This window comes from Bacteroidota bacterium (assembly GCA_016194975.1).
GTDB lineage: Bacteria > Bacteroidota > Bacteroidia > Palsa-965 > Palsa-965.
Genome location: JACQAM010000022.1, coordinates 122,423 through 144,896, shown reverse-complemented (window position 1 = coordinate 144,896; position 22,474 = coordinate 122,423). Strand labels below are relative to the sequence as shown.

At 42.5% G+C, this 22,474-nt stretch carries 16 protein-coding genes; 12 read left to right on the top strand and 4 right to left on the bottom strand.

What is annotated here, in order from left to right:
• Window positions 1–136: 136 nt before the first annotated feature.
• Window positions 137–1,336, bottom strand: a complete 1,200-nt coding sequence (locus tag HY064_13850; GenBank protein ID MBI3511739.1) for a CapA family protein — start codon at window positions 1,334–1,336, stop codon at window positions 137–139.
• A 277-nt stretch (window positions 1,337–1,613) separates the two neighbouring features.
• Window positions 1,614–2,516, bottom strand: coding sequence for a hypothetical protein (locus HY064_13845; protein MBI3511738.1), 903 nt, complete (start codon window positions 2,514–2,516; stop codon window positions 1,614–1,616).
• A gap of 261 nt (window positions 2,517–2,777) precedes the next feature.
• On the opposite strand from HY064_13845, the gene HY064_13840 reads away from it, so the two are divergent.
• From HY064_13840 to HY064_13790, 11 genes are all read left to right on the top strand, one after another.
• Complete coding sequence (locus tag HY064_13840; GenBank protein MBI3511737.1) at window positions 2,778–3,998, top strand: outer membrane protein transport protein; 1,221 nt, start codon at window positions 2,778–2,780, stop codon at window positions 3,996–3,998.
• A gap of 27 nt (window positions 3,999–4,025) precedes the next feature.
• Window positions 4,026–5,291 (top strand): T9SS type A sorting domain-containing protein, encoded by a 1,266-nt coding sequence (locus HY064_13835; protein MBI3511736.1) that lies wholly within the window; start codon window positions 4,026–4,028, stop codon window positions 5,289–5,291.
• Window positions 5,292–5,441: 150 nt separating this feature from the next.
• Window positions 5,442–6,878, top strand: coding sequence for a tetratricopeptide repeat protein (locus HY064_13830; protein ID MBI3511735.1), 1,437 nt, complete (start codon window positions 5,442–5,444; stop codon window positions 6,876–6,878).
• Window positions 6,875–8,488: a tetratricopeptide repeat protein gene (locus HY064_13825; protein MBI3511734.1), complete on the top strand. Its 1,614-nt coding sequence runs from the start codon at window positions 6,875–6,877 to the stop codon at window positions 8,486–8,488. Before HY064_13830 ends, HY064_13825 begins: the two co-directional genes overlap by 4 nt.
• A 208-nt stretch (window positions 8,489–8,696) precedes the next feature.
• Window positions 8,697–9,878: a tetratricopeptide repeat protein gene (locus HY064_13820; GenBank protein MBI3511733.1), complete on the top strand. Its 1,182-nt coding sequence runs from the start codon at window positions 8,697–8,699 to the stop codon at window positions 9,876–9,878.
• Window positions 9,879–9,901: 23 nt separating this feature from the next.
• Window positions 9,902–11,374 (top strand): tetratricopeptide repeat protein, encoded by a 1,473-nt coding sequence (locus HY064_13815; GenBank protein ID MBI3511732.1) that lies wholly within the window; start codon window positions 9,902–9,904, stop codon window positions 11,372–11,374.
• On the top strand, window positions 11,371–12,870 hold the full coding sequence (locus tag HY064_13810; GenBank protein ID MBI3511731.1) for a tetratricopeptide repeat protein: 1,500 nt from the start codon (window positions 11,371–11,373) through the stop codon (window positions 12,868–12,870). The genes HY064_13815 and HY064_13810 overlap by 4 nt, the downstream gene beginning before the upstream one ends.
• 2 nt (window positions 12,871–12,872) lie before the next feature.
• Complete coding sequence (locus HY064_13805) at window positions 12,873–14,264, top strand: tetratricopeptide repeat protein (protein ID MBI3511730.1); 1,392 nt, start codon at window positions 12,873–12,875, stop codon at window positions 14,262–14,264.
• A gap of 96 nt (window positions 14,265–14,360) precedes the next feature.
• Window positions 14,361–15,602 carry a tetratricopeptide repeat protein gene (locus HY064_13800; GenBank protein MBI3511729.1) on the top strand — a complete coding sequence of 414 codons (1,242 nt, stop codon included), beginning with the start codon at window positions 14,361–14,363 and terminating at the stop codon, window positions 15,600–15,602.
• A 30-nt stretch (window positions 15,603–15,632) separates the two neighbouring features.
• Window positions 15,633–16,160 (top strand): RDD family protein, encoded by a 528-nt coding sequence (locus HY064_13795; GenBank protein ID MBI3511728.1) that lies wholly within the window; start codon window positions 15,633–15,635, stop codon window positions 16,158–16,160.
• Between the two features lie 121 nt (window positions 16,161–16,281).
• Entirely contained in the window at window positions 16,282–16,905 is a 624-nt protein-coding gene (locus HY064_13790) for a carboxypeptidase regulatory-like domain-containing protein (GenBank protein ID MBI3511727.1), read from the top strand.
• Window positions 16,906–16,939: 34 nt separating this feature from the next.
• Here the strand turns inward: HY064_13790 and HY064_13785 are convergent, their stop codons facing one another.
• Window positions 16,940–18,313, bottom strand: a complete 1,374-nt coding sequence (locus HY064_13785; protein MBI3511726.1) for a hypothetical protein — start codon at window positions 18,311–18,313, stop codon at window positions 16,940–16,942.
• A 149-nt stretch (window positions 18,314–18,462) separates the two neighbouring features.
• Here HY064_13785 and HY064_13780 point away from each other — a divergent pair, with 149 nt between their 5' ends.
• Entirely contained in the window at window positions 18,463–18,753 is a 291-nt protein-coding gene (locus tag HY064_13780) for a GIY-YIG nuclease family protein (GenBank protein MBI3511725.1), read from the top strand.
• Window positions 18,754–18,946: 193 nt separating this feature from the next.
• On the opposite strand, the gene HY064_13775 is transcribed toward HY064_13780, so the two are convergent.
• The gene (locus tag HY064_13775) at window positions 18,947–22,435 is read right to left on the bottom strand and encodes a hypothetical protein (GenBank protein ID MBI3511724.1); all 3,489 of its coding nucleotides are present in this window, start codon (window positions 22,433–22,435) and stop codon (window positions 18,947–18,949) included.
• Window positions 22,436–22,474 lie beyond the last annotated feature (39 nt).

Sequence of the window (22,474 nt, the reverse complement as noted above, 5' to 3'; positions counted from 1 at the left end):
GAAAATTCGAATACGGCAAATGACGTATGCATTAAATTTTTCAAAATTCAGGGATTCAAGGATTGTAAAAGTGAATTCTGAAAGTTGTTTTCTCCAATGAGAAAATGAAAATAAATAAGTTGATGAAAATAAATTTCTACCGCAACGTGTCCATCACCAGCTTCTGACTTTTCCCCATCATCGTCTTCGTATCATTATAAGATTCACACAATTTTGTTTTGTACACATCATTTATCCACGACGGCATCGAATCACTTTCACACCATTGCGCAGGAATCACTACGTGCTGGCGGATGGAATTATCATCGGAGCGGCAAACGGCGGTGGGCAGATATTCTGCTTTTGCCAATGAGATCTTCCCGGTCGTAATATTTTTCGTGAGCGACACGGTAAGTATCATCGCTCCATCGGTGTAACGCCAGTACTGGTTCGATAAAAAATTTCCCAGCGACCATGCCACGATACCCGAATCAAGCTTAGCGCCTGCGGTTGTCTTATAATACAACACCGGCTCCAGCACATGCGGATGCGAGCCGATCACAAGATCTGCACCGGCATCGGCCGCCCAGTGAAACATTGTATCCTGCCTTGCTATCGGGTCCGGGTTATTTTCTTTCCCCCAATGATAAAACACAAGAACAATGTCGGCGTTCATTGCGCGCGCACGCGTCACATCATCATGCACGAGCGCGCTGTCGGCCACATTGAGCATGTACGCATGATCTGCGGACGGGTATGCGCCATTGGTTCCGTAAGTGTAATTAAGCACCGCCACTTTTATTCCCTTGATATCAAGAATGCGAATGGAATCACGATCGCTTTGCGAAACAAACGTTCCCGTTGAAGAAAAACCATTCTCGCGGACTTTTTTCACCGTACGCAGCAATCCTTCCTCACCCGTATCCATGCTGTGATTATTTGCCGTGCAGAGAAAATCTATTCCTGCATTTTTAATTGCTGAGAGATAAGCATCCGGCGCATTGAATGCCGGATAACCCTGATACGGATGACCGGATCCAGCGAATGTGCATTCGAGATTTCCCATCGTGATATCTGCAGCGGATAAATATTGCGTGATCTCTTTGAAGCTCGGATTGAAATCAAAAGTGCCGTCGCTTTGCCGTGCATTATTTATTTGCGGCACATGGCACATGAGATCGCCGATGAAGCTGAGTGTGATGGTAACGGAGGAATCTTTAGCAGCAGGCAGTAAATAAGAGGAATTGGAATTGTTATCAGCAGTAATATTTTTTTCGTAAGTCTCGTCAAGCAGAATTGCCGAAAAAGAAAAAAGAAAAATCAAACTCACACCGAAAATCTCAAAAGGGATACTCACGCGTTCGCGCCGAAAAGAAAATATTTTGAAAGCTATTACTGACATGGGGAACAAAGATAAATTGATTGCGGATTACCTGATTGTAAATTATGGACGCCTCTATTCATTAAACGAAAAAGCTGCACATTCTGTTCCTGTAATAAATCAGCATATTCGTAGTGTTTGTATTTCGCAATTCGTCGATTTCGTAGTTGGTACTAAAAGAAAAACGCCGGCCTCTCCCAAGACCGGCGCTTCAATCCTACACACACTTTATTAATTTTCAAATTTCAAATTGTCAATGCAACGTAATCGTTCTTGTATGATTGTTCACTGTAACTGTTGCAAGATCATCACACGCTCCGTTTCCGAAATCGATGTGGCGCACGGGGCGTGTTCCTTTTGTGAAATCAATCGCTCCCTGTATGATCGGGTATTTCCCGCCAATGTTGCAACCACCGAAATCGCGGATGAGCTGGCTCGTTATATTTCCTGTGAATGATTCTCCGTCTGCGCATGTGCCATGTGAAGATCCCGTGAGGCCGATACGGGCAAGATTCCAGCTGATGGGTTGCGCAGAACCGTGATAAACATTCGCGTCAGAAGTATTCAGCAATTCTTTTGTGCGGTCGCAATTCCAGTCGATGGTTCCTCCCGCAGATTTGGTAACAGAAACGTGAGCAACAATGTGCCAGGTGAGATTTGTAGTGAGCGCATCGAACCCGAATGGTGTAGTATTGGTGATCACTTTGGTGATGATGTTCACCGCATTTCCGTCCACCACATAATTATTCGAAGTAACGCTGCACACAAAACCGGGATCACGATAATGCATCGCTCCATTGGTAGATGCAGAATAATCGATGAGCAGTGATCCGCTCCGCGTGCGTCCATCCTGGCAGGTTCCTCCATTGAAAGTAATGGTCACGGTATGATTTGCAGAATCGCGCGTAATGGTTGCGCATCCATTGGAAAGAATACTTTCATCGGCACCTGTTCTGTAATTGGAAAGTGAACTTCCTGTAATATCAGCGGCTTGCCCGGACATGGAAGTGATATCATGGTCGGTGCGTTCAAGCATCGCGTGGTCTTCGGAAGAAGAAGTTTCTTCTTCGGTTTCATCTTTTCTGCAGGCAGTAAAAGCAAGAGCGGCGATCATGGCTACTCCTATTGTTGCGGTGAAAAATCTCTGAGCGTTCATGGTTTTATTTTTTAGAAGATTATTGATTTTGTTTTTTGCGGAACCGGTTTGTTGATCTTAAGACGCCGTTCGATGAACAGGGTTTAAAGGGGGATGAAAAAGATTAGGGAGGATTACAGATATACAGATTGTGCGTCGGTCATCACGCTTATGGAAGATGGACTTGATGCCAATATTTGAGATAGAATTAGTTCCCATCATTTAAATCAGTCCGTCGTCTATCTTCCATTCTTAATTCGTTACCAATACTTACATTTGAAAATGCGCCACCTCCTGCTTACTACCTCCTGCTTACTGCTTACTCTTCTCGTGCACGCCGGCGGATTCCAATTGAATGCCCAGGGACAAAAACAACTGGGAATGGGACATTGCGGAACCGGGTTACTGCTCGATAATTCCTGTTTGTTTTTCAATCCGGGGATGGCGGGATTTTTAAATCCGGGATTTTCTTTTACAGCCGGAAGTTCTTTCCTTGTTCCGAGAACCATTTATCGCGAACCGGCGCCTGGAATTTATACCGACACGATGCTGCATCATGTAGGAACTCCATTTGAATTATTCATGTCTTACAAATTCAAAAATCTCACTGCGGGAATTGCTGTTTACACCCCGTTCGGAAGCAAAGCAGTGTGGCCCGAAGACTGGAAAGGAGAATTCCTGATCCAGGAAATTGCGCTCAAAACAATTTTCACCCAACCTACTTTTTCCTATAAGATCAATGATCATATCGGGATCGGTGTCGGTTTCATTTATGCATCCGGAAGTTTCGAATTGCAGAAGGGAATTCCCGTACAGGATACAGCGGGCCATTATGGCAAAGCGGTGCTCGACGGCGTTGCAACAGGAACCGGATACAATGCAGGATTATTTTTTAAAATGAATGACCGCTGGAGTGCGGGAATTTCTTTCCGCTCATCTGTAACAGTGAAAGTGGTGGATGGATTTGCAAATTTTTCCGTTCCTAATTCTCTCGCTGCTTATTTTCCGCCGACCACTTTTAAATCGGAAATAAAACTTCCTTACGTGGCGAATGCAGGGATTGGGTACGCTTGTGGAAAAATAAAACTGGCTTGTGATCTTAATTTCATTGGCTGGCACAGTTATGATTCACTTCGCATCGATTTCAAAGACAATACCGACAAACTTACTGATGTGAGTTCCGCGCGCATGTACAAGGACACGTACATCATACGCACCGGCGCGCAATACACGATTGATAATTCCTGCACAGTGCGAATGGGAATTTATTATGATCATACTCCTGTTCCCGATGGATATCTCACTCCTGAAACGCCGGACGCCGACCGCATTGGTGTAACCTGCGGAGCAAGTGTTAAAGCCACAAAAAAAGTTTCACTTGATCTTTCATTGTTGTACATTGAAGCAATGAAAAGAACCGACACCAATCTCGAAACCGGATTTTCCGGAACTTACAAAACGCGTGTCATTGCACCCGGGATCGGATTCAGCATTCAACTTTAAAAATTTCAACCCTCAATAATTCCCATCATGAAAAAAATTTTACTCTTTGCACTGCTCAGCTCTCCGTTCTCTTTTCTCTTTTCTCAAACCTGTAACGGACTTCACTATCGCGATTTTATTTACCAGGACAGCATCGTGTCGAATATCGTTTATGGTTCGAATGTGAATTTATCAAATGCAGTGACTACGCTCAAACTCGATATGTATTTTCCGAAAATGGACACGAGTACCAATCGGCCATTGGTGATCCTGATGCATGGCGGAAATTTTCTCGGCGGATCAAAAACCGGAACTGATGTTGTTCCATTCTGTCACGACTTTGCAAAAATGGGATACGTGGTCGCCTCCATTGATTACCGTGTGGGAATGACCAATTTTCCATTCGGCACACCCGACAGTGTTGATGCAGCAGGGTCAGTGATCCGCGCTGTGCACGATGGAAAAGCGGCGGTCCGTTTTTTCAAAAAAGATGTTGCTGTCAATGGAAATTCATACCGCATCGACACTTCAAAAATATTTTTTATGGGCGTTTCTGCAGGAGCGATCACCGCGCTGCACATGTCGTACATGGATAACATGAGTGAATTTCCTGTTTATGCTGATACGGTAAATCATTACGGACTCAATGGAGGAATAGAAGGACTCAGCGGAAACCAGGGTTACTCTTCTTCGTTCCGGGGCGTGATAGAAATTTGCGGCGCTATCGGAGATACTTCCTGGATAGCTGCCGGCAATATGCCCGCCATGCTTTTTCATGGTGACCAGGACGGAACTGTTCCTTATGGCTCTGCTATTATTTATTTGCTCGGCACTTATCCATTGCTGATGGTGGATGGTTCGCATTCTGTTGATGCGCGTCTTACAAATCTTGGTATTGAACATTGTTTTGAAACTTACGAAGGACAGGATCACACGCCCGAAGTGAGCAATCCTGCTTATTATGATACAACACTTGTGATCTCGAGAAATTTTCTTGTGCATTATGTGTGCGGCGATGCGCTCGACTGTTCTTATTCCAATCCTGTTGCGGTGAATGATCTTCCCGCGCTTGCGCCGCTCATTGGAATTTATCCGAATCCTGCTTCCGGAAATTTCACGGTTAATGCAGAGCGGCTCGAAGGAAATGGATTTGTAATGGATCTTTATTCTCCGACCGGCCAACTCGTGCGTTCTGAAAAACTTTCTGCTGATGGAAAAACGAAAGTGAATACCACTGATCTCGCTCCCGGAATTTATCTTGTGAATATTCACAATGAAGAAATGAGCTATTCTAAAAAAGTAGTGGTGGAGTAAAAAGCTGTTGACTTTCTTTTCGTATTTTTCTTTCGTTTGGTTTTACTCCCCCGGCAAATGAAAAGATCATTCATTTATTGTTGCGCTACATTTTGCATGCTGATGCAAGTTGCCTGTTACACTCAGGGCAGACAAATAGATTCGCTTCGGTTGCTTATTATTAAGGACAAAGACGATACAGGAAAAGCAAATCATCTGAACAAATTATGTGTGGAATTCCGAAAAGCAGGAGCGTATGACTCAGCGTTCGTTTATGGAAATGCCGGGTTGACTCTCGCTCAGAAAATTGATTTTAAGAAGGGAACTGCATACGCTTACAATAATCTCGGAATCGTCTATAAAACCAAAGGAGATTATACCAACGCATTGATCTATTTCTTCAGGTCGTTGGAAATTGATTCCGGACTCGGAAATAAAAATGGAATTGCAAGGCATCTTGGAAACATCGGAAATGTTTATTCAGATCTCGGAGACTATCCGAAGGCATTGGATTTTTTCCTGAAGACGCTTACTATTGATGAACAGATCGGTGATAAGAATGGGATCGAAATCGTTCTTGGTAACATCGGTATTGTTTATGTTAACGAAACCGATTACCCGAAAGCAAGAGATTATTATGTGAGAGCGTTGAATCTGGCAATTGAATTAAAGGATGATGGCGGTATTGCAAGGAATGAATGCAGTCTGGGAAATCTTTACCGGGACATTGGCAATTATTCAGAATCGCTGGAATATTATTTCAAGTCGTTAAAAATTTGTGAAGCGTCCGGAGATAATGTTCTTGCTACAACTTGTTTCGGCAACATCGGAACTGTTTATGAAGAAAGGGGCGATTCCGGGATCGCCAAAGGCAATGTTGTTTTTGCACTTAATAGTTGTTACCCAAATGCCCTGGACTTCGATTTGAGGGCACTTAAGATCTCGCAATCGCTCGATGATAAAAAGGGTATAGCGATAGATGATGTAAACATTGGTTCCATTTATACCAAGACAGGAAAATACAATGATGCGTTCGCTTTGATCTACACGGCATTGAGAATTGATGACAGTCTCGGATTAATGAATGCACTTAAGTCGGATTATGAACTCCTGAGTTCCCTTTATGAAAATTCGACTTCTCCATTGCACGATTCCATTGGAGGAAAACTGCTGAATCCCGAACAGATGCGTTTGCGTTCCATTTATTATTACAGGAAATTCGTTTCCATCAGCGACACCCTGTTCTCCCAGGAGAATAAAAAACAGCTCGTGCGTAAGGAAATGAATTACGAGTTCGATAAAAAACAAACGAAGCAGAAAGCCGACCAGAATAAAAAAGATGCGCTTGCACAGGAACAGCTCAAACAAAAAGAAACGCAGCGGAATTATTTCATCGCCGGATTCGCACTGGTACTCGCGCTTGCTGGATTTATTTTCCGCTCTTACCGACAAAAACAAAAAGCGAATGAAATTATTTCGCAGCAGAAAGAACTCGTGGAGGAAAAACAAAAGGAGATTTTGGATTCTATTCATTACGCGAAAAGAATTCAGCAGAGTTTATTGCCGAATGAAAAATACATTTCTAAAAATCTTTTTCCACGAAAATGAAATTTCTTTGGAGCATCTTCATTCTCATTTTTCTTTTTTCCTGTGGTGAAGAAGGAAAGAAGAAAAATAATAACCCGGCGCAGTCTTCCGTGAAAATAAAATATCCGTTGCCGAAAAGTGAAGATTCCCTTCTTGCTTTGCTGAAAATTCTTCCGGAGGATACCAATAAGGTGAATGTGTTGAATGGGCTTGCGTGGGAATATAAATTCTCCAAGCCCGATACCTCCCTTCTTATCATTAACAATGCAATTGCGCTTGCGAAAAAAACAGGATTCAAAAAAGGATTGGCAACCGCCTTGCGAAACAAAGGCGGCTTTAATCTTGACAAAGGAAATTATGTCGATGCGTTGAAATATTATTTTCAATCGCTGAAGATTGCAGAGGAACTCGGAGATAAAAACAGAATTGCCATAACCCTCGGCAGCATCGGGATTGTCTATTTTTCTGAAGCCGACTATCCCAAAGCCCTTGACTATTATTTCAGGGCGCTGAAGATGAAAGAAGAACTCGGAGATAAAAATGAAATTGCAAAAACCCTCGGCAACATCGGGGTTGTCTATAAAGACCAAGCCGACTATCCCAAAGCGCTTGACTATTTTTTCAGGGCGTTGAAAATGGCGGAAGAATTGAAAGATAAAAACAGAATTGCCATCCAACTCGGCAACATCGGGGTTGTCTATAAAGACCAAGCCGACCATCCCAAAGCCCTTGACTATTTTTTCAGGGCGTTGAAAATGGATGAAGAACTCGGAGATAAAAACAGAATTGCCAGCCAACTCGGCAACATCGGGATTGTCTATATGGAGCAAGCCGACTACCCCAAAGCGCTTGACTATTATTTCAGGGCGCTGAAAATGGCGGAAGAATTGAAAGATAAAAACAGAATTGCCATCCAACTCAGCAACATCGGGAATGTCTATTATTCTCAAGCCGATTATCCCAAAGCGCTTGACTATTATTTGATGGGGCTACAAATGGCAGAAGAATTGGGAGATAAAAACGGAATTGCCGCTGACTTCGGCAACATCGGCTCGCTTTATACCAAAACCGGAAAGTTTAATGAAGCGGAGGATTATTTCAAACGCTCGCTCGCGCTCTGTGATACGCTGAAGACATTAGATCTAACAAAACAAGTTGAACAATCCCTCTCCCAACTCTACGACACCACCGGCCGCTACCAACTCGCACTCGAACATTACAAAAAATATATTGCCGCCCGCGATTCCGTTGCCAATGATCAAAACACAAAAAAACAAACCCGTATGGAAATGCAATACGACTTCGATAAAAAATCTTCCGCCGACAGCATTCGAAACTCCGAACAAAACAAACAGGAGGTGTTAAAACACAACCAGGAAATTCAACAGCAGAAAATTTATTCTTACGGGGGCGCGCTCGGCTTCGCGCTCATGCTCGTGGTGGCGGGCGTGAGTTTTCGCGCGTACAGGAATAAACAAAAAGCAAACGAAATTATTTCGCAGCAAAAATTATTAGTGGAGATGAAGCAGAAAGAGGTCATTGATAGCATAAATTATGCAAGGAGAATTCAGAACGCATTATTACCGGGGGAGAATTTCATTCAGAACGCCTTGAATAAATTGGGAAGATAATGATACATAGCCCCAATATTCCTCTCTTTCGCTTCATCTCCCCTGAAGCGAAACACATTTATAGAATGAATTCCGGTGTTTCTGCTTCAGGGGAGGAAAAACAAAAAGAGATTTTGGATTCGATTCATTATGCAAAAAGAATTCAGCAGAGTTTGTTGCCCAATGAAAAATACATTTCAAAAAATTTATATCGGTTAAACAAATTCCAATGAAAAAGAAATCGTTTTGTATTTTTTTAATCAGCGGCTTTCAATTTGTATTTTTCTTTTTACCCGCGCAGCAAAGAATTATTGATTCATTGCAAATCATTGTCAAAACCGAAAAAGAGGATACGAATAAGGTCAAGAATTTAATCACGCTTTCGAAAAACTTTCGTTTCGATGACGCGGCAAAAGCGCTGAATTATTCGCAACAAGCACTTTCTTTATCCGAAAAAATTAATTTTCAGGAAGGCATTGCCGATTCCTGGTACAATTTTGGAATCATTTATGTCTATCAAAAAAATTATGCAAAAGCGTTAGAATACACTACACAAACCATTCAATTGTGTGAGAAAATAACTTACAAATTGTGTTTAGGAAACGCATATAATATGGCGGGAAATATTTTTTATCTTAAACTAAATTATGCTGAAGCCATAAAATATTATCTAAAGTCATTGAAAATATCGGAAGATTTGGGAGACAAAAACCGAGTGGCGATCACTTCTACAAATATCGGTTCGTTCTATTATGAGCAAAAAAATTACAAGCAGGCATTGTATTATCATTTCAAGGCGCTGAAATTACAAGAGGGTAATCACTGGGCAATGCTTTATCCGCTAAGAGGAATTGCAAATACTTATATGGCATTGGGAAAAAGTGATTCCGCGTTTTTTTATTTTGATAAGTGCGTGGCCTATTCCAAAGAACTGAACGTTCCTCTGGAGTTGGGCAATACCTATTCTGATGTGGCGACCGCCTACGCACAACTCAACAATTATAAAAAAGCTTACGAATATTCCCAATTGTATGTCGTTGCCAATGATTCGTTTTACAGCTTGGAAAATTCAAAACAAATAACGGAAATGAGTGCCAAATACGAATCCCAAAAAAAGGAGCAGCAAATACAATTGTTGAATAAAGAAAAAGAAAAACAAGCGGTTATTGCTGAAGAAAAAAATCGACAGAAGAATAGTATTATCTTTTCTGTGGCGATCGTTTTATTGCTAGCGCTTCTATTTTCAGCTTTTGTATTCCGTTCGCTGCAAACATCCCGCAGACAAAAAATGGTCATTGAAGAAAAACAAAAAGAAATTTTGGATTCTATTCATTATGCAAAACGGATTCAGAAAAGTTTACTGCCGACCGAGAAATATATTGGGAGAAATTTAAACCGGCTAAATAGTTAAGCTTGTAGTGAGCTTGTCCAATTATGAAAAACATTTACCTTATTTTTTTTATTTTATTTCTCGCGGCTTTCATGCAGAAGGTTGCTTTTGCACAGCAGGGCCAATTGGATTCCCTGCGCGAACTTCTTAAAACTGATAAAGAGGATACCAACAAAATATTTCACCTCAACGCCATCGGGCGGGAATTGTGTTACGGAAATCCGGACACCGCAATTCTACTCGGGGAGCAGGCGCTTGCTATCGTATTAAAATTAGATTCTGCCAAATCCGGGTCTGCCGTTCTCGAAGCCGCTTGTAAAAAATGTGCGGCAAATACTTACGGACAACTCGGAAACTATTACTCCATTAAATCTGATTTCCCGACAGCCCTTGGTTATTATCTGAAAGCATTAAAATTCGATGAGGAAATCGGCGATCAAAAACGAATTGCCTCCCAGTATGGAAACATAGGAATCATTTATGATGAAGAAGGCGATTTTGACAAGGCGCTCGATTATTATTTAAAAGCGCTGAATACTTTTGAAAAGATCGGAGACAATAACAAAATTGCAACGCAGCTTGATAATGTCGGTGTAATTTATGATGAACAGTCGCGCGTACCATTCATTACTCCGCAAAAAAAAGACGAACTCCTGAAAAAGTCACTCGATACTTATGCCAGGGCTGTTCAGTTGATGGAGGAAGTAGGAAATAAATTAGACCTTGCTGTAACGTTCGGAAATATTGGAACTGTTTACAGTGAAAGATCCCACATGCCGATGCTGCTCCCTTCGGAGAAAAAAGAACTTTCTTCCGAAGCATTGCTTTATTTCCGGAAGGCTATCGATCTGGATGCGGAATTCCAGGATGAAGATGATATCGCAAGAAATATTTCAAACATTGGTTCGATCAATACCGGCCTGGGAAATTATAAGCTTGCCTTCGATTATCTTTTTCGCGCTCTAGCCATCAGCGACAGTATGGGTGGATTGGAAAACATGCAAAATGTGTACAATGAGATAAGTACGCTCTACGAAGAATCGTCAATTCCGCTGCCCGATTCTATTGGCGGGAAAATGCTGAATATGGAACAAATGCGTTTACGTGCCTTACACTATTTTAAAAGTTACGTCGATGTCCGCGACACGCTCTTCTCCGAAGAAAATAAAAAACAACTTGTGCGCAAGGAAATGAATTACGAGTTTGATAAAAAAGAGGCGCAGACAAAAGCAAATAACGACAAGAAAGAAGCGCTGGCGCAAGAACAGCTGAAACAAAAAGAAACGCAGCGGAATTATTTCATCGCCGGATTTGCTTTGGTGCTCGTGCTTGCTGGATTTATTTTCCGCTCTTACCGACAAAAACAAAAAGCAAACGAAATTATTTCGCAGCAGAAATTATTGGTGGAAATGAAGCAGAAGGAAATTTTGGATTCTATTCATTACGCAAAAAGAATTCAGGATAGTTTGTTGCCAAGTGAAAAATATATTTCTAAAAATCTTTTCCCGCGAAAATGAAATTTCTGCCCGGCATTTTCCTTCTCATTTTTCTTTTTTCCTGTGGTGAAGAAGGAAAGAAGAAAAATAATAACCCGGCACAGCCATCAGTGAAAATAAAATATCCGTTACCGAAAAGCGAAGATTCGCTTCTTGCGCTTCTGAAAATTCTTCCGGAGGACACGAACAAGGTGAATGTGCTGAATAAACTCGCCTTCGCTCTTTACTTTACGAATCCCGATACAACTATTTTACTCGCGCAGCAGGCAGTTGCTATTGCTGAAAAAATAAACTGGCAAAAAGGAAAAGCAAATACACTCGGCACTGCCGGTACTGGTTACTGGGCAAAGGGTGATTATCCCAAGGCATTGGAAAATTATTTTGCCGCTCTTAAAATTGATCAGGCATTGAATAACAAAGTAGGTATAGGAAAACGGCTCGGCAACATCGGGATTGTCTATACGGAGCAAGCCGACTATCCCAAAGCGCTTGACTATTATTTAAAGGCGCTGAAAATGGATGAAGAACTCGGAGATAAAAACGGAATTGCTCCCAACCTCGGCAACATCGGGAGTGTCTATAATTATCAAGCCGACTATCCCAAAGCGCTTGACTATTATTTCAGGGCGCTCAAAATGAATGAAAAACTCGGAAATAAAAACGGAATTGCCATCCAACTCGGCAACATAGGAGTTGTATATGAGGAGCAAGCCGAGTATCCCAAAGCGCTTGACTATTATTTCAGAGCGCTGAAAATGGATGAAGAACTCGGAGATAAAAACGGAATTGCCCGCCACCTCGGCAACATCGGAAGTGTCTATGAGGAGCAAGCCGATTATCCCAAAGCGCTGGACTATGATTTCAGGGCGCTGAAAATGGCAGAAGAACTCGGAAATAAAGGCGGATTTGCTGCCGACCTCGGCAACATTGGCTCGCTTTATACGAAAACCGGAAAGTTCAAAGAGGCGGAGGAATATTTGAGCAAGGCATTGGCAATTGATTTAGAAATCGGATCACTTGAAGGGCAAAAATCCAGAGAACAATCCCTCTCCAAACTTTACGATACCACCGGCAGATATGAACTTGCTTTTGAGCATTACAAAAAATATATTGCAGCAAAAGATAGTATTGCCAATGATGACAACACCAAAAAACAAACCCGCATGGAAATGCAATACGACTTCGACAAAAAAACTTCTTCCGACAGCATTCGAAATTCAGAGCAAAACAAACAGGAGGTGTTGAAACACAACCAGGAAATTCAGCAGCAGAAAATTTATACGTACGGAGGCGCGCTCGGTTTCGCGCTCATGCTCGTGGTGGCGGGCGTGAGCTTCCGCGCGTACAGGAATAAGCAGAAAGCGAATGAAATTATTTCGCAGCAGAAATTATTGGTGGAGATGAAGCAGAAAGAGGTCATTGATAGCATAAATTATGCAAGGAGAATTCAGCAATCGATGATGCCGACGGAGAAATATATTGTAAAAAATTTAAATCGACTAAGAATTAAGAATTGAGAATGAAAATAACATCCCAATATTATTTCTTTTTCATCTGCACATTTGCTTATCTGCTCCTCTGCTCCTCTATTTGCGCGCAGGAAAAAAAGATTGACTCGATTATTTTGTTGCTGAAAAAAAATAAAACAACTTTTCCGAGCGGAGATTCCAATACAGTAATTCTTCTGAACACGGCTGGCGATGAATTCAGGACGATCGGCAGTTATGACAGCACGATCATTTACTGCAACGAAGCAATTCAGCTCGCGCAACGGATCAATTTCAGGAGAGGGCTTGCCGCTGCCTATAATCAGGTCGGCATTGCAAATGAAGAACAGGGAAAATATCCGGATGCGCTTAATAATTATTTCAAGAGTCTGAAAATCGCCGAAGAAATCGGTTATCTCCAATCGCAGGCGAAAACGCTCGGGAACATTGGACTTGCTTACGAGGATCAGGAAGATTATCCCAAAGCGCAAGAATATTTTTTCAAATCGCTGAAGATCGCAGAAACACTTGGAGACCAGAATTACCTTGCGAGTCTGCTTGGCAATATCGGCGTTTATTATTACGATACAGAAAATTATTCCAAAGCCCTGGATTACGACAGAAGAGCTTTGTCAATTAAAGAAAAATTGAAAAACAAAAGGGAAATCGCCGAAACTTTCACCAATATGGCGCTGGCATTTTGGGATTTGGAAATGGTAGATAGTGTGCTTGACTATGATCTTAGGGCATTGAAAATTGATGAAGAACTTGGTAACCAAAAAGATATTGCTGCAGACCTCGTCAACATCGGTTCATTTGAAATGGAACAAAAGGATTTCAAAGCTGCGTTCAAGAATGATTACCGTGCACTTGCTATTTCTGACAGCATCGGGTCGAAAGATTTTACGGCGGGAATCTATCAAGTGTTAAGCCAGCTCTATGAGGCCGCCGATATTTCTCTTCCCGATTCTCTAGGCGGAAAAATATTAAACATGGAACAAATGCGTTTGCGTTCATTGCACTATTTCAAAAGCTACACCAGTGTCCGCGACACTCTTTTGTCCGAAGAAAATAAAAAAGAAGGTGTGCGAAAAGAAATGAATTACGAATTCGACAAAAAAGAATCAAAGCAAAAAGCCGAGCAGGATAAAAAAGACGCGCTCGCAAAAGAAGAATTGAAACAGAAAGAAAAAGAACGGAATTATTTCATCGCCGGATTTGCATTGGTGATTTTACTGGCAGGATTTATTTTCAGGGGTTACCGGCAAAAACAAAAAGCAAATGAAATTATTTCTTCTCAAAAATTATTGGTGGAGATGAAGCAGAAGGAAATTTTGGATTCTATTCATTACGCAAAAAGAATTCAGCAGAGTTTATTGCCGAATGAAAAATACATTGAAAAAATTTTAGGCCAGTTAAAGTAATAATAAATGAGAAAATTGCTTTTACTTTTTTTATCGGCGTGTTGCCTGTTGCCGGCGGCTACTTGTTTCTCCCAGAAACGGAAAACAGATTCTCTTGTGGCTCTCTTAAAAACAGCAAAGCCGGATACCAATGAAGTAAAGAGCCTGAACTTACTCTCGCGCCTGTGTTTGCATAACAATCCCGATACGGCAAGAATACTTTCGCTTGAGGCCGTGCAGCTGGCAACTAAATTAAAATCGGACAAATTCATGGGGCTTGCCTCGCTTTACCTGGGAAATACTTTCTGGATCAAAGGCCAGTACCCGAATGCAATTGAAAATTACCTGGGCGCACTTCAGAAATTTGAAAAGATCCATTATAAAAACGGGATCGCCTCTGCAAACGCCGGACTCGGATTGGTTTATCTTGAACAGAAAGAGTATGAGAAGTCGCTGAAATATTATTCAATCGCATTAAAGATCGTGAAGGATCTTGGTGATCAAGTAAGCACGGCACGTTACCTGGGCAACGTTGCAAATATTTACAGGGATCTTCATGAGCAGGACACTGCATTGAAATATTCTTTCGCTGCCCTTAAGATCGACGAAGAAACGGGAAACAAATCGGGAATGTCGGCCGAATACGGAAACATTGGTAATTCCTATTCCAGTCTTGGTAATTTTACCAAAGCGCTCGAATATCAATTTCTGGCGTTGCAGATTGCCGAAGAAACCGGGGATGAGGAGAACCAGGCGATCATGCTCGACAATATTGCTGATTCCTATCATTCACTGAAACAAAATTCAAAAGCAGAAAAATATTTGCTGTTGGCGCTCGCAAAATCAGATAGTCTGGGTTTGCTCGTCGCCGAAAAAGAGATCTACCATGGCTTGAGTGAAATAGATGAGGAATCCGGCAAATACGATCTGGCTTTGGATCATTACAAAAAATACATTGCAGCACGCGACAGTCTTGCCAATGAAGAAAACACAAAACGGCAAACGCAGATAGAAATGCAGTACGACTTCGACAAAAAAACTTCCGCGGATTCCATAAAAAATTCAGAACAAAAAAAACGTGACGACTTAAAACACACGCAGGAAATTCAACAGCAGAAAATTTATTCTTACGGAGGTGCGCTCGGCTTCGCGCTCATGCTTGTGGTGGCGGGCGTGTCCTTCCGCGCGTACAGGAATAAGCAGAAAGCGAATGAAATTATTTCTTCGCAAAAATTATTGGTGGAAATGAAGCAGAAAGAGGTCATTGATAGCATAAATTATGCAAGGAGAATTCAGAAAAGTCTTTTGCCGAATGACAAATACATTGACAAAAAACTGAACGCGCTGAAAAAAGACTGATCGCTTTCCTGTTTCAACTATCTTTAATTCATGGACAATACTGTAGTGTACGGCGGATTCTGGAAACGATTGCTCGCTTTATTGATCGACGGATTATTTATCGCCCCGGTTTTTATTCCGTTGCAGTGGTTTGACAAGACCACGTGGAAAAATCCGGCGCTCATGATCATCCTGGTTTGTTTTTCTGTTTTATTCCGGCCATTCTTTGAATATCTCTTCAGCGCCACACCGGGAAAAATGATCATGAAAATGAAAGTGGTGAAACGTGATCTCTCCCGTATCGGTTTAATGAATGCTGTGCTCAGGCATTCCCTCATCATTGTCACAGGAATAATCTCATTGTATTTTACACTTAGGGTCTTTCATCTGCCGGAATTTCAATCTGCGATCACCATGAAGGAATATACACGACTCGCGAGGAATAGTGGACACACTATTATTCAGACTGTAGTTTCAATGAGCATTTATACTGCCGAAATAATTTTTCTTCTCGCCGATAAAAAGAAACGCTCACTTCACGACCGTATCGGGCAGACGCTTGTCATTGAGAAACGCTGAAAAATTTCTGAGCAGCGATTGTTTTCTGATTGCTTTCTCTCACTTGTTTTCTTGACTTCCATCAGGGTTTTCGTTTAGGTGCTGTTGTTCCTTTATAACAGGAAAGAGAAAATCCCGGATTATGAAAAAGTTCCTCTATACACTTCTGATACTCGCTGGCAGCGGGATGATTGGAAAAATGAATGCGGCAAGATACCTCGAACTCAGCGGGAAAATATTCCAGACCGGGTTTGACGTTACGGGGACTGAAAAATATCTCGACAGTGCGCGGCTTATTATTCTGAATACCGGGAGCGGCCGGTCTGATACTTTTCTCAGCGCCGAATCGGGTGAATATATTTTCCGTCTCCCGGTGAATAATAATTTCCTGATCACCATCTCGCACAAAGGATTTGTTTCCAAAAAGATCAGCGCCGACACGCACGTTCCTGTTTTTACAACCGGTTATTTCGGTATCGAATTCGAACTTGCCCTCTTTAAATCAGTTCCAGGTCCTGATATTTCTTTACTTGAAACTCCTATAGCCGCGATCAGTTATAGTCGCGGGAAAAAATGTTTTGATTACAATCACAACTATACCGACCAAGTGAATTGTGAAGTGAAAAAACAATACACCGCTTATTACCAGCACCGCCCTATGCCGGCAGCAAGAAAACCGGTTGCACAGGAAAACACTTTTGTAAAACATAATAAAGGCGGAAAGAAAAAAGCATTGCGAATCAGCAAAGGGAAAATAAAAAAATGAAGAGAAAATTCTGATTGCAGGAAGTGATGCGGGTCTACGGAAATAAAACTCCGTTGCAATCAAAACAATTCAGGGTAGGAATAGTGGAACCGTATTTATTGTTGATCGCTGAAATGAATTCATTCGCAATAAGCGCATATCCTTTCTGGTTCGGGTGATAACCGTCGAGCGAATAAAATCCTCCCGTTACAAATTCCGCATTGAGATCAACCCCGTCCCATTTTATTCCCGAGGTCACGTGCGCGAAATACGAATGCGCATCCACGAGCGCCAGTCCATATTGATTTGCCTTCTGCCCGATGATGGAATTGTAAGAAGAAATAGCTGCGTCAATGTTCGCCACTTCCGAACTGTCGAGCACATAACGATCGTTCATCGGGTTGATAAGTAATCCATAAAAATTACACTTCATCGAATCGAGTGGCGCATCTAGCAGAATATATTCTCCATTGTGCAATTGACGGTAACCGGATGAAGTGCTCGGATCCACGATCACAAATCCATTCGCCCCTTCTGTGAAATTAATATTGGTGATGCCTGCACTCTGGTAAATTAAATTCAGCGAATCGGCTTTGCTCTGCGTGAGCGTTGCTCCATTCCACGGAACCAAAGTGTAAAATGGAAAATTCCGGAAGTCGGGAATATTTGCGATCACACCTTTCGCGCCATTCGCCGTCAACCGCATCAATGCAGAATCGAGATACGCGGAAAAAGTTCCGGAAGAAGTAATGCTCGCTCCTGTTCCACCGAGTTGTGCGTAATCGTAAATGTCTTCCATGCCGAGCCATGCGGTGAAGAAGGTTGGATTCAGTGCGACTGCATCTCCGATAGCAGTCGATGCGCCTGGATTTCTTGCAATGCGCCGATAATATGGATTTGTATTTTGTGTCGACGAGAAATTTCCAAGAATGGGATCAAAGAGGTCGGGGGTTTTTGCGAATGGAATTCCTATCAGATGCGTGTACGTGGTAAGATTCGCCGTTGTAATAATTGAATTTGCTGAAGTCCTGCTGAGCGAATCCTGCAAAGGCATTAATGAATTCACGCCCATGCAGTCTGTGGAATAACCAAGATGTGATGGTACAGAATACCAACTTTCCCACGGTTTAATATTCCAACCCAACCCTTCTGATCCGCTCGGAATGCTGTAAATAAAAAAATTATTTCCTGAGAATAAATTTACCTGCCTGCTGAGAAGAGCGGAGATCGACTTATGTTGTCCGTCATAACATAGTGCTCCGTCCTGGTATCCTGAAATGTAATCTCCACCGATTGCAACCGTTGTTCTAAAATCACAACTTCCTGCCTGCGGTTTCGGTGGATCGAGTTTGGGAGTGCAGTTGAGTTGAAATAAAATCACTGTCGCAAAAACTGCAATAAGTACAGAAGGGAAAAAATATTTTTTCATTGGAGAAACTAAGGTAGTTGTTTTTCTCAACGCCTTCGCGCAGGATCGCTTCTCCCGATTAAAATCGGGAGAAGCGATCCTGCGCTGGCCTCTGAAAGGTGAACCATTTTCAAATGACTAAGTCCTTTCTTCAATTTACTTTTGAAAGTATGACCGGAGGATTTGTTTACATCATGGCTAATTTTACGCACACTACACTCTACATAGGTGTAACGAATAATCTTGAAAGCCGTTCGAAAGAACACAAGAATCATCGTAATTCGAAATCATTTACGTCAAAATATAAAATTCACAAACTTGTTTACTATGAAACTTTCTGGGATATACGTGATGCGATCGCAAGGGAAAAACAATTGAAAGCCGGAAACAGAAAGAGAAAAGAGGATCTCATTAATAAAATGAATCCGGAATGGAAAGATCTTTCCGGGAATATTGTTTGAATATGCAACAGTTGGTTTTTCTCACGGCCGCCCGCAAGATTGCTTCACTTCGTTCGCAATGACAGCCCGCGCGTCGGTCATTGCGAACGAAGTGAAGCAATCTTGAGCGCTGGCCGGCTCTACAAACGAATTGAAAAAAATGTGCGAACACTTGTGTGGCATTCGCACATTTACATATTAATTCATTAGCACATTAATTCTGCGTCTGCAGTGCACCAATGTAATCTTCCAGCGTCTCCACAATATTATCGTAACTGAATTGTGCAAGCGGAGTCGGATTGATGTTGTGGAATTCCGGGTTATTATTTTTCCGCAACGTGTAAATATTCTGCTTGCCTTCCTGGAATCGACCTATCGGATCGATCGTCATCGTAAGAATCTGGTAATCGTAATTCTTCGCGAGTTCATACAGCATATCGAAATTCTCACCGAGTCCCGCTACTTCATCGATGGTCATGAAACGAACGCCGCGTTTTATTTTACGATCGGCTCCTGTGAGTTTATCACTGTCAATGATCGAGAGACGCGCAATGCAAAGCAACGCAAGCATCGTGTAGTTCTGCCCGTTCGATCCCGGCGCATCTTCTCCCCTTGGAGTTTTCAGTGAAATAGAAAGATCGAAATAGGATTTCGGATTCGTGAGTTTGCGAATGTCGGGTTTCACATTTTTTCCATCGCTGTGTTCGAGGAATGCTTTTAAAATAATTGCATCCGCTCCTTCATTGTCTGTCTCGAACATTTTAAAGAGGCCGACATTCTGCGCTTTCGCCGCGATGTTTTTATTGAGCGAACGTATCCACTGGATCGGGTAAGCTTTCGACGGATCAAAATTAATTTCCACGTAGTGTCCGCCGGAAATTTTATTCTGGCGGAAAAATTCCCTGATGTCATCAATACGATCGCGGTATTCGCTGTACACTTCTTCGATCTTCGAGAAAATTCCATTGATGATCTTCAACTTGTGATCGTTGATCTCGTTCATTTTCTCATTGATACTTTTGAGGTGTTCTTCCACATCGCTCGCAAGATCATTCTCCACGTTGTTCGGATCCTTGATGATCTTCGGCAACATCACTTCAGCAAGCGATTGAAAATCATATTTGTGATCGCCCTTCAAACGTTCATCATCAATATTGAATTTATCATCTTTTAAAATCGTTTCGAAATTCGATTCATACGATTTCTGCGTGGTGATCACGGTAACTTTTGCTTTATTCACCTGCGATTCTTCCACGATATCTGTCGCTTCTTCCGCTTTGAATTCTCCAATGAGTTCCGTGTAACGTTTGTGCACTTCATTGAAACGCGAATCGAGCGTAGGCATTTGTTCCATCAACCCGATGAGGCGTTGCTCGAGCGATCCCTGCTTGCGCGAAATTTCCTGCAGCCGTTGCGTGAACGCGTTGTAAAGCATTTTCGAACTTGAGCCGTGTTCTTTTTCAATGGCGCGAACTTCTTTGTTCACCTGCGCATGACTTGTTTCCGCATCAGCCGGTTTCAGATACGTGTTCGCATCCTTCTGCCATTCTGCAAAACGTTCATCGGCTGCTTTGCGTTCCTGTTTGAAATTTTTCAGTTCTCGTTCTTTGTCGGGAAGTTGAGTGAGATCGAGTTGGCGCAATTGTCCTTCGAGCGCGATCAAAGCTCCCTGTGAATTTGCAATGATATCATCGGCCTCGCGTAATTTCTGATGCGCATCTTCCCAGTTCTTCTTCGCTTCCTCGTATTGCAGGCGCATATTGTTCTGCGGATTCGTGAAAAGATCCATCGTCACTTCAAATTCATCTTTTGTCATCACCATCGTTTCATCCGCAACAAATCGCGCGAGTTCTTCCCTGCGAATGAAAATATCGGAGAGCGCCTGGTTGAATCCTGCTTCTATGAGCTGATCGCGCAGCAAACGATGATGCTCGCGTTCGGCCGTAAGTTTCTCCAGTTCTTTTCCGATCGTATCTCCGTATTTCTGCAATTCCTGCTCGATCGTTTTCGGATTATTGAAAAGTTGTTTCGAAACAAGCGGAACATATTCCATCACACCGGCAAGATCCACCCAGAAACCATTCGCGTCTTTGTCGGTTGGTTTTAAATTTTTGTAAATACCGGCAGGATCAGGAATGAAACGCGCTCCGTCTTTTACATCGTACGGTTTTTTTGTACTCAGCGTTTTAAAATGCATCAGCACCGACTCTTCTTCCCTCGTGAGTTTTCCTGCGTTCTTGATAGCCCATTGCACAACAGAATCTTTTTTCTGGCTGTCGAAAAGCGGAAGCACTTGTTCGAGGCGGAAAATTTCTTCGTTCAGGTTATCCATGATGCCGTCGTTCTCCACCTGCGCCATCCTGAAATCAGTTGCCCATGTTGAATCGAGAAAATTTTTCGTGATGCCGCGTTCGTCGAGGAAATTCTCAAATTCTTCGAGCCGTTCTTTATCGCGCGCCACTTTATCCTGCTTTGCAAATTGCTCGCGCACCTCATCGATGGATTTGTAAAGACGTATCCATCCTTCCACTGATTTAACTTTGGTCCATCGCGCACTGGCCTCATCGTATTCCTGCTGTGAAATTCCGTACGCCTTTTCATACGATGCGCGATTCTTCTCCGCGAATTCACGCGATTTCTTTTTTGTTTCCAACTCCGTCGTCAGGCGTTCGCGCTCACCCGTGATCGAGTCGAGCTCACGTTCCACCGCTTCGGTATTCAATTCATTCACTCTTTGCTCGAGCAAAATCTGCTGAAGATTCACATGCGCGGTTTCTTTTTGTGTGCGAATGAGATCGCGGCCCACCACATCTTTCTGGTGATAAGCCCACGTTGTTTCCATCGTAACAGCGCGCACTTGTGCCACATCACGTTTCTTTTTGTCTTCGAGCAATGCCAACAGGCGATCTTTTTTCAGCTTCACAATTTCGTAAACGCGTGACCGGCGTTTGTATTCTTCATGCGCTTCTTCAATTTCCTTTTTGCGTTTTTCATATTCTTTATTCTGATCATCGTCATTCGAGAACAGGAAATTTTTCAGGTCTTCTGATTTTGCGCCAACACCTTTTCCCCTTGAGAAGGACTGTATGATCTGCGCGAAATTCTTCAGCTTCTTTTCATCGTGGCTGAGATCGAGCGAAAGGATCTGGTTGTTGTAAAGCACGCGGTGAAATTCCGCAGTACGGTTATTGAAGTGGCGGAGATTATAACCACGTTTATCAAAAACCTCTTTCAGTTTGTCAATGGGAAGGATCTGGTTGTTGATGAGAAAATCTTTGTACAATAAAAATTTATCCATCGGGTCCAGATTGTTCTCTGCCTCCGGCCCGAAGTCAAATCCCTTCTGGATGATGAACGGATAAATGGATCGCGCGTTCGTCTGCACGTGCGTACCCACGACAAAGAATTTTCCTTTTTCCACTTCCACATTCACAAAAGCATAGCCGAAATTTCCCTGCTCACCGCCTTGCTTGAGCACAATGCCTTCCACGGTTCGTTTTTCCGTGGTCATGACATCGGTACTGGATTCCCAGAATTCTTTTTTCGCAACGAAGATCAGTTGCAACAGATCGGCGATCACCGATTTTCCCGAACCGGAACCGCCGGTGAAATCCGTGCGAAGCGGATGCAGAAGATAATCGCAGTTGTTGTGATAGATAACTCCTACAGTGGAGAGTGAATAGATTCTTGGATATTGTTTCATAATGTTTTTTTGTTCTTCTTGAAATTTTTGTCAGACTGA